Below are 8,440 nucleotides of genomic sequence, written 5' to 3'. Positions count from 1 at the left end.
TCAGGATTTTTTCTCTTCAACCGACCGGGTAGTCTGTGAAGTGATTCACATCCGCCGTGTCGATGGAGGCGCATTATAGGGAGTTCTCCGCAGGCCGCAACCGCTAAATGACAGAAAAATGACTGACTGCTGCATTCCCCAGCAAAACCCCGCCTTATACCCTTTTACGCACAGAGTTATCCACAGCGCTTCGAAAAAGTGAAAATATGCGAGCGTTGCGCAAACGTTTTCGTTAAAATGCTCGCGCTTAACAAGGAGGCCTCGTCAGGTGTGTTAGATGAGTTTTTCGCTGGAAAATTCATCTAACGCTCTCTGTAATCGTGAAATCCAGGGGATTTACCATGCAACAACGTCGTCCAGTCCGCCGCGCTCTGCTCAGTGTTTCTGATAAAGCCGGTATCATCGAATTCGCTCAGGCACTTTCCGCACGCGGTGTGGAGCTGCTTTCTACAGGCGGTACCGCTCGCCTGTTAGCAGAGAAAGGTCTGCCGGTAACCGAAGTGTCCGACTACACCGGTTTCCCGGAAATGATGGATGGACGCGTCAAAACCCTGCACCCGAAAGTGCACGGCGGCATTCTGGGTCGTCGCGGTCAGGACGACGGCATTATGGAGCAGCACAATATTGCCCCCATCGACATGGTTGTCGTTAACCTCTATCCCTTCGCCCAGACCGTCGCCCGCGAAGGCTGTTCTCTGGAAGATGCCGTAGAGAACATTGATATCGGCGGCCCGACCATGGTGCGCTCCGCAGCCAAGAACCATAAAGATGTGGCCATCGTAGTGAAGAGCAGCGACTACAGCGCCATTATTAATGAGATGGACGCCAACGAAGGGTCTCTGACGCTTGATACGCGTTTCGACCTCGCCATCAAAGCCTTCGAACACACCGCCGCGTACGACAGCATGATCGCCAACTACTTCGGTAGCCTGGTTCCTGCCTACCACGGTGAAAGCAAAGATCCATCTGGTCGCTTCCCGCGCACCCTGAACCTGAACTTCATTAAGAAGCAGGATATGCGCTACGGCGAGAACAGCCACCAGCAGGCAGCCTTCTATATAGAAGAAGAGGTGAAAGAAGCCTCTGTTGCGACTGCTCAGCAGGTACAGGGCAAAGCCCTCTCTTATAACAACATTGCCGATACCGACGCCGCGCTGGAATGCGTGAAAGAGTTCAGCGAGCCGGCCTGCGTTATCGTCAAACACGCCAACCCATGCGGCGTCGCAGTAAGCACCTCCATTATGGATGCCTACGATCGCGCCTACAAAACCGACCCGACCTCCGCGTTCGGCGGCATTATCGCCTTCAACCGCGAGCTGGATGCGGAAACCGCGCAGGCCATCATCTCCCGTCAGTTTGTCGAAGTGATCATCGCGCCATCCGCATCCGAAGAAGCGCTGAAAATCACCGCGGCGAAACAGAACGTGCGCGTGCTGGTTTGCGGCCAGTGGGCAGAGCGCGTGCCGGGCCTGGACTTCAAGCGCGTGAACGGCGGTCTGCTGGTTCAGGATCGCGATTTGGGTATGGTGACAGAAGCCGACCTGCGCGTGGTGACCAAACGTCAGCCGACCGAACAGGAGCTGCGCGACGCGCTGTTCTGCTGGAAAGTGGCGAAGTTCGTGAAGTCTAACGCCATTGTTTACGCCAAAGAGAACATGACCATCGGGATAGGCGCAGGCCAGATGAGCCGCGTTTACTCTGCGAAAATCGCGGGTATTAAAGCAGGTGACGAAGGTCTGGAAGTCAAAGGTTCCGCCATGGCCTCTGACGCCTTCTTCCCGTTCCGCGACGGTATTGATGCGGCCGCTGCTGTGGGCATCACCTGTGTGATCCAGCCTGGCGGTTCAATCCGTGATGAAGAAGTGATTGCCGCTGCCGACGAACATGGCATCGCAATGATCTTTACCGACATGCGCCACTTCCGCCATTAATTTCCGGAGCAGAAAATGAAAGTATTAGTGATTGGTAATGGCGGGCGCGAGCACGCCCTGGCGTGGAAAGCAGCGCAGTCTCCGCAGGTTGAAACCGTCTTTGTGGCACCGGGTAACGCCGGTACCGCCCTGGAGCCCGCGCTACAGAACGTCGCCATCGGCGTAACCGATATCCCGGCGCTGCTGAGCTTTGCCCGGAACGAGAATATCGATCTGACGATTGTGGGCCCGGAAGCGCCGCTGGTGATCGGCGTTGTAGATGCCTTCCGCGCCGCGGGCCTGAAAATTTTCGGCCCAACGGAAGGTGCCGCACAGCTGGAAGGTTCAAAAGCCTTCACCAAAGATTTCCTCGCGCGTCATAACATCCCGACGGCGGAATATCAGAACTTCACCGAGGTAGAGCCTGCTCTGGCTTACCTGCGTGAAAAAGGCGCGCCGATTGTGATTAAAGCCGACGGTCTGGCTGCCGGGAAAGGCGTTATCGTGGCGATGACCCTTGAAGAAGCGGAAGCCGCTGTGCAGGATATGCTGGCGGGTAACGCCTTTGGCGATGCGGGCCACCGCATCGTGATTGAAGAGTTCCTCGACGGCGAAGAAGCGAGCTTTATCGTGATGGTTGACGGTGAGCACGTCCTGCCGATGGCCACCAGCCAGGATCACAAGCGCGTAGGCAATGCCGACACGGGTCCAAACACCGGCGGGATGGGTGCTTACTCCCCTGCTCCGGTGGTCACTGACGAAGTACACCAGCGCACCATGGACCGCATCATCTGGCCAACCGTAAAAGGGATGGCGGCGGAAGGCAATACCTACACCGGTTTCCTCTACGCAGGCCTGATGATCGACAAGCAGGGTAACCCGAAGGTGATTGAATTCAACTGCCGCTTCGGCGATCCGGAAACTCAGCCGATCATGCTGCGCATGAAGTCCGATCTGGTTGATCTGTGTCTGGCGGCGTGCGAAGGCAAGCTGAATGAGAAAACTTCCGAGTGGGACGAGCGTGCCTCTTTAGGTGTGGTGATTGCTGCGGGTGGGTATCCGGGTAGCTACAACACCGGGGATGAGATCCACGGCCTGCCGCTGGAAGAGATTGACGGTGCGAAGGTGTTCCACGCCGGTACAAAGCTCTCTGACGATGACCGCGTGCTCACTAATGGTGGACGCGTGCTGTGTGCGACCGCGCTGGGTCATACCGTGGCAGAGGCGCAGAAGCGCGCCTATGCGTTGATGGCGGATATTCACTGGAACGGCAGCTTCAGCCGCCAGGATATCGGCTATCGTGCCATTGCGCGGGAGCAGGGAGAGTAATTTCACACCCTCACCCTAACCCTCTCCCTCAAGGGAGAGGGGACTTAAATCAAAAACTCTTTTCTGTCGGCTGCCAGGTGCAGAAATCTTCGTTCGCCACCAGCAACAGCTGAGAGCCTTCCGGCGCTTCCAGCCATGCCACACTCACCTCCACAGATGAATGCCGCTGACGACGCTGAATGTGTTCGGTTGCCCAGGATTCAAGCTCAGGCTTCACTGTCTGCCCTTCGCAGGTGGTCACCGTGCCGTCGGCATGCCAGCGCCCCTGGCGCAGCACCACGCGGCCCTGACGCAGCGCATCGCTGGTCTGGCGAAGTTGTTCAGCACGGTAGCGGTAGAGCGCGACCTGATCGCTGGAAAGCTGCTGTTTCAGTCCACTGACCTCATGCTGCATAAAGCTCAGCTCGCCGTGGTCGTCAAAACGCACCTTCACGTGTTCGGGAGTCTTACTGTAGATATTCAGTTCAATGAGCGACAGCGCATCGCCCTGCCAGCGGTATTCTGCGGTCGAGGTATTGCCGTTATGCCACGGACTGAACGCGGTAAGCATATGCACTTCATCGCTGGAATCTTTGCGCCAGATCCTGACCGCACCCTGGTTGTCAGCGTAGCCGCTGGCGGTAAACGGGGGGAGTGAGGAATCATGACTACAGGCAGACAGCAACAGTACGCCTGCCAGCGCGAGCGGTCCACGCCAGAATGACAAAAGGGGCGTTGCCGCCCCTTCGTTAAAACTGTTCACTGCCACGCGTCTTACTTAACTGCGTCTTTCAGTGCTTTACCAGAAACAAATGCCGGCACGTTAGCTGCGGCGATTTTGATTTCTTTACCGGTCTGCGGGTTGCGGCCAGTACGCTCAGCGCGGTGGTTCACTTTGAAGGTACCGAAACCAACCAGTTGTACAGCATCGCCTTCTTTCAGAGACTCAGTAATAGCAGCCAGGGTAGATTCCAGAGCAGCTTTAGCCTGCACTTTAGACAGATCAGCCTTGTCCGCAATTACATCAATCAGTTGAGTCTTGTTCATAAGTTATCCTTTCAATGTGTTTATCGCTTGCTAAGCATCGAGTGCGACGAAAATGCCAAAAAAGCACTCTCCTGCATACACGCACCGATAGCCACTTTTTTTCGCCCCCCAAATGTAGACCAGACGGGGGGCGAAAGGGAAGAGTCGAGGAGTGACAAAACAGGCGTTAAATCACGTTTTGTTGTCTCATTGGTTAAAAATTATACCAATATTGCTCTCGCCGGCCTCGCGCAGGTCCGCGCGAAGCCCTTTGATCAGCTCAATATCACGTTCTTCACACTCCGCCAGCAGACGGAAAATTTCCCACTGAATATCCCATTCCTGTTCAACCGCCGGGTTAGCACGCAGCTCTTCGTCGGTCATTTCACGGCCTTCCTGGGTCATTTCCAGCATCGCGACGGTGGTAATGGATGCCTTACTGACTTCAATGGCGTGCTCCAGGGTTTCACCGCTCAGACGGGAGTGGATCAGCTCGCTCAACGCCACACAGGCATCGATAGCCGGGTAGACGCCATACAGGTCGTAATCGTCCGCCGCAGGAATTGCCTCTTCCAGCTTTTCAAGCTGAGAGTCGAAGTTTACCTTTGCGTCTTTGACCGTCAGCGTCTCCCAGATCAAATCCAGGATACGTCGATAAATCTGGCCTTCGCCAAACTCCGTTTGCTTACAGAACGCGGCATAGTTGGGGTACATGCGCTCGCACAGGCAAGCCATAAACGTCACGTGCTGCCAGCTTTCCAGCTTCTCAAGGCGCAGATGAATCGGGTTTTGTAACATGATGATGTCTCGAATCGAAAATTAGCCGCAGTTTACCTGAATCACGGCTGAATTTCCTGCCAACGAATGAATGCCGGACGTGAAGAGGCAACGGCGTCAGCCCAGCGGGTAGGCTCAGGTAAGCGGTAGCCCTTCATACAGCGTTGCACCCACGCCAGGGCGCTGTCCATGCTGACCCGATGCCCGGTTGCGATAAACAGCGGATTGCAGCGCGCTTTACTGCGCCAGACCCACGCCAGCTGCTCGCCTTTATGGATAAGCGGCGCCAGCGCGCCCGGTTCGGCAGAGAGCGGCTCAAACGCGCCGCACAGGCGTTTTTTCGCCACGCCGATGGTCGGCACGTCTACCAGCAGACCAAAGTGGCTGGCAACGCCCAGGCGACGCGGATGGGAGATGCCGTGCCCATCCACAAACAGCAGATCGGGTTTTTGCGAGAGTTGCTCCCACGCGGCCAGCAGCGCGGGATATTCGCGGAAGGAGAGAAAGCCGGGGATATAGGGCATGGTGGTGGCGATACGCGCCACCTTGTACTCCACCAGCTCCAGCGACGGGTATTTCAGCACCACCATCGCCGCTCGCGTCACTTCACCGCCTTGCTCAAACCCGACATCCGCCCCGCCAATGTATCGCGGAGGGTCCGTATCCAGACGATCCTCGCGGATCACCGATGAAGCCAGTTCGATTTGCTGAGCGCGTAGCGACGCGAGATCCATAACCACTCCTTACTTGTGATACTGGGCAGAAAGCCGATGCACCGCCTCCACAAATACGCCAGCGTGTTCTGGCGGTACATCCTGATGAATACCGTGACCGAGGTTGAAGACGTGGCCTTCACCCTGGCCGAAACCAGACAGTATAGTCGACACTTCTTCTTCGATACGGGCAGGCTGTGCATAGAGCATGGACGGGTCCATGTTGCCCTGGAGCGCCACTTTATCCCCCACGCGACGACGCGCATCGGCAATATCAGTGGTCCAGTCGAGGCCCAGCGCATCACAGCCGGTGGCCGCCATCGCTTCCAGCCACTGACCGCCGCCTTTCGTAAACAGCGTTACCGGCACGCGACGGCCTTCGTTTTCACGCAGCAGACCATCGACAATTTTGTGCATGTAGTACAGGGAGAACTGCTGATAATCACGCCCGGTCAGCACGCCGCCCCAGGTGTCGAAAATCATCACCGACTGCGCGCCCGCTTTAATCTGCGCGTTGAGATAGAGCGTGACGCTCTTCGCCAGCTTGTCGAGCAGGGCATGCAGGGCCTGCGGCTCTGCGTACATCATCTTTTTGATGACGGTAAAGGCTTTGCTGCTGCCACCTTCCACCATGTAGGTTGCCAGCGTCCACGGACTACCGGAGAAGCCAATCAGCGGCACGTCGCCTTTGAGCTCGCGGCGGATGGTGCGCACGGCGTTCATCACATAGCCCAGCTCGCCTTCCGGATCGGGGATCGGCAGCTTATCAACGTCGGCTTTGTTTTTGATCGGAGAGGTAAAACGCGGGCCCTCGCCGGTTTCGAAATAGAGCCCAAGGCCCATCGCGTCCGGAATGGTAAGAATGTCCGAAAAAAGAATGGCGGCATCGAGCGGGAAGCGGCGCAGCGGCTGGAGCGTCACCTCACAGGCCAGTTCGGCGTTTTTGCACAGCGACATAAAATCGCCCGCCTGCGCACGCGTGGCTTTGTACTCTGGCAGATAGCGTCCCGCCTGGCGCATCATCCACACCGGGGTGACATCAACGGGCTGGCGCAGCAGCGCACGCAGATAACGATCGTTCTTCAGTTCGGTCATTTTGCAGTTCCTTATTGCGTCAGTCCGTCAGTGTAACACTACTCATACTCGGCCCGACACATTGCCACGGTATCTTCTATCAGGCGACGCGCCACCGTTCCCGGCGGGGGCAGCAGCGGTAAATCGTCGTAGCGATACCAGTTCGCCTCCAGCAGCTCTTTCTGATCGATAACAATCTCGCCGCTGTCGTATTCCGCCATAAACGCGGTCATCAGGGACATCGGGAACGGCCACGGCTGCGACGTCACATAGCGCAGGTTTTTCACCTTAATGCCGCTCTCCTCCATCACCTCGCGCGCCACCGCCTGTTCCAGCGTTTCGCCGACTTCCACGAACCCGGCGAGGACGGTGTGAATGCCGTTGCGATGGCGGGTATGCTGCGCCAGCAGGATGGAATCATCACGGCGGATGGCGACAATGATGCACGGTGCGATTTGCGGGTAGTAACGTTCACGGCAGTGGCCGCAGAGCAGCGCCCATTCGGTTTTGCTCGGGTGCATGGTGTGGCCGCAGTAACCGCAGTATTTGTGCGAGCGGTAAAACTCCGCCAGCTGTACGCCGCGCCCCGCCAGCTGGAACAGGCCGACGTCCAGATCCAGCACCTGACGTACGGATCCCATATCCTGACGGCGCGCCTGTTGGATCAACCACACGGGATCGCCCTGCCACTCGCCGATCTTCAGCGCGGACTGGCCCACCAGATCGAACGTTTCCGCGGCACCGTAGGGCAACTCTCCTGAGGGCAGCCATAATTTTTGTTCGTGGCTGACGATCCACCAACCCAGATCTGATTTTTCAATAATACGATCCATATCTATTGCACTACCTTCGCTTCACTGACATGTTGTTAGCATTGTGGTTACATTTTGGATAAGCAGATCCCATTTTAAACCTTATGGAGTCGACCATGTTAAACCAGCTGGAAAGCCTGACTGAGCGCGTTGGAGGAAGTAACACCCTGGTGGATCGCTGGCTACATGTGCGCAAGCATCTCCTTGTGGCGTATTACAATCTGGTTGGTCTTAAGCCTGGCAAAGAATCCTTTATGCGACTCAATGAAAAAGCGCTGGACGACTTTTGTCAGAGCCTGGTCGACTACCTCTCCGACGGCCATTTCAACCTTTATGAACGCATTATCCGCGAAATGGAAGGGACAACGCCGTATTTAGCGGCCAGTAAACTCTGTCCGTTGCTTGAAGCCAACACCCAGCAGATCATGGACTACTACGATTCCACGCTGGAGAACGCTATCGATCACGATAACTATCTTGAGTTTCAGCAGGCGCTTTCCGACCTTGGCGAAGCACTGGAAGAGCGATTCACGCTGGAAGACAAGCTCATCGCCCTCGTGCTGGACAACAACCTGACTATCAGCACCAGCGATAACGTTGCGCGCCCTGCTTGAGTTCTTAATCGTTAACGAGTAATTTACAACCATTCGCCCCTCTGCGGAGGGGGATTTTTCTTGTCGGAGTGCCCAGTGTGAAAGCACGGGCTGAGACCGTTAATTCGGGATCCGCGGAACCTGATCAGGTTAATACCTGCGAAGGGAACAAGAGTCACACTGCTGTTGTATCGCCTTCGGGCGATCTTCTCTTGCTTCATCCGTCG

At 56.4% G+C, this 8,440-nt stretch carries 9 protein-coding genes and 1 riboswitch; of the genes, 3 read left to right on the top strand and 6 right to left on the bottom strand.

What is annotated here, in order from left to right:
* Nucleotides 1–341 precede the first annotated feature (341 nt).
* Both purH and purD read left to right on the top strand, forming a co-directional pair.
* Nucleotides 342–1,931, top strand: coding sequence for a bifunctional phosphoribosylaminoimidazolecarboxamide formyltransferase/IMP cyclohydrolase (purH, locus tag ACOT1A_RS23370; RefSeq protein WP_063854390.1), 1,590 nt, complete (start codon nt 342–344; stop codon nt 1,929–1,931).
* A gap of 15 nt (nt 1,932–1,946) precedes the next feature.
* Complete coding sequence (gene purD, locus ACOT1A_RS23365; RefSeq protein ID WP_022646714.1) at nt 1,947–3,239, top strand: phosphoribosylamine--glycine ligase; 1,293 nt, start codon at nt 1,947–1,949, stop codon at nt 3,237–3,239.
* A 49-nt stretch (nt 3,240–3,288) separates the two neighbouring features.
* Here the strand turns inward: purD and ACOT1A_RS23360 are convergent, their stop codons facing one another.
* From ACOT1A_RS23360 to nudC, 6 genes are all read right to left on the bottom strand, one after another.
* The gene (locus ACOT1A_RS23360; RefSeq protein ID WP_022646713.1) at nt 3,289–3,981 is read right to left on the bottom strand and encodes a DUF1481 domain-containing protein; all 693 of its coding nucleotides are present in this window, start codon (nt 3,979–3,981) and stop codon (nt 3,289–3,291) included.
* Nucleotides 3,982–3,992: 11 nt separating this feature from the next.
* Nucleotides 3,993–4,265 carry a nucleoid-associated protein HU-alpha gene (gene hupA, locus ACOT1A_RS23355; RefSeq protein ID WP_002445246.1) on the bottom strand — a complete coding sequence of 91 codons (273 nt, stop codon included), beginning with the start codon at nt 4,263–4,265 and terminating at the stop codon, nt 3,993–3,995.
* Between the two features lie 186 nt (nt 4,266–4,451).
* Nucleotides 4,452–5,042, bottom strand: coding sequence for a YjaG family protein (locus tag ACOT1A_RS23350; protein WP_022646712.1), 591 nt, complete (start codon nt 5,040–5,042; stop codon nt 4,452–4,454).
* A 41-nt stretch (nt 5,043–5,083) separates the two neighbouring features.
* Nucleotides 5,084–5,755 carry a deoxyribonuclease V gene (gene nfi, locus ACOT1A_RS23345; RefSeq protein WP_003862312.1) on the bottom strand — a complete coding sequence of 224 codons (672 nt, stop codon included), beginning with the start codon at nt 5,753–5,755 and terminating at the stop codon, nt 5,084–5,086.
* Between the two features lie 9 nt (nt 5,756–5,764).
* Nucleotides 5,765–6,829 carry a uroporphyrinogen decarboxylase gene (gene hemE, locus ACOT1A_RS23340; protein ID WP_022646711.1) on the bottom strand — a complete coding sequence of 355 codons (1,065 nt, stop codon included), beginning with the start codon at nt 6,827–6,829 and terminating at the stop codon, nt 5,765–5,767.
* Nucleotides 6,830–6,867: 38 nt separating this feature from the next.
* Complete coding sequence (nudC, locus tag ACOT1A_RS23335; RefSeq protein WP_022646710.1) at nt 6,868–7,641, bottom strand: NAD(+) diphosphatase; 774 nt, start codon at nt 7,639–7,641, stop codon at nt 6,868–6,870.
* A 95-nt stretch (nt 7,642–7,736) separates the two neighbouring features.
* Between nudC and ACOT1A_RS23330 the strand changes: the two genes are divergently transcribed.
* Nucleotides 7,737–8,234 (top strand): Rsd/AlgQ family anti-sigma factor, encoded by a 498-nt coding sequence (locus ACOT1A_RS23330; RefSeq protein WP_023299075.1) that lies wholly within the window; start codon nt 7,737–7,739, stop codon nt 8,232–8,234.
* 54 nt (nt 8,235–8,288) lie between these two features.
* Nucleotides 8,289–8,398: riboswitch (TPP riboswitch) on the top strand.
* Nucleotides 8,399–8,440 lie beyond the last annotated feature (42 nt).

Origin of the sequence: Enterobacter cloacae complex sp. SYL003 (genome assembly GCF_049236925.1) — a bacterium.
GTDB lineage: Bacteria > Pseudomonadota > Gammaproteobacteria > Enterobacterales > Enterobacteriaceae > Enterobacter > Enterobacter intestinihominis.
The sequence above is the reverse complement of the archived record's forward strand: the minus strand, read 5'-3'. Positions and strand labels throughout refer to the sequence as shown.

Coding starts and splice junctions, on each gene's coding strand:
- purH (WP_063854390.1), top strand. CDS start 342: ATGCAACAACGTCGTCCAGTCCGCCGCGCTCTGCTCAGTGTTTCTGAT.
- purD (WP_022646714.1), top strand. CDS start 1,947: ATGAAAGTATTAGTGATTGGTAATGGCGGGCGCGAGCACGCCCTGGCG.
- hupA (WP_002445246.1), bottom strand. CDS start 4,265: ATGAACAAGACTCAACTGATTGATGTAATTGCGGACAAGGCTGATCTG.
- ACOT1A_RS23350 (WP_022646712.1), bottom strand. CDS start 5,042: ATGTTACAAAACCCGATTCATCTGCGCCTTGAGAAGCTGGAAAGCTGG.
- nfi (WP_003862312.1), bottom strand. CDS start 5,755: ATGGATCTCGCGTCGCTACGCGCTCAGCAAATCGAACTGGCTTCATCG.
- hemE (WP_022646711.1), bottom strand. CDS start 6,829: ATGACCGAACTGAAGAACGATCGTTATCTGCGTGCGCTGCTGCGCCAG.
- nudC (WP_022646710.1), bottom strand. CDS start 7,641: ATGGATCGTATTATTGAAAAATCAGATCTGGGTTGGTGGATCGTCAGC.
- ACOT1A_RS23330 (WP_023299075.1), top strand. CDS start 7,737: ATGTTAAACCAGCTGGAAAGCCTGACTGAGCGCGTTGGAGGAAGTAAC.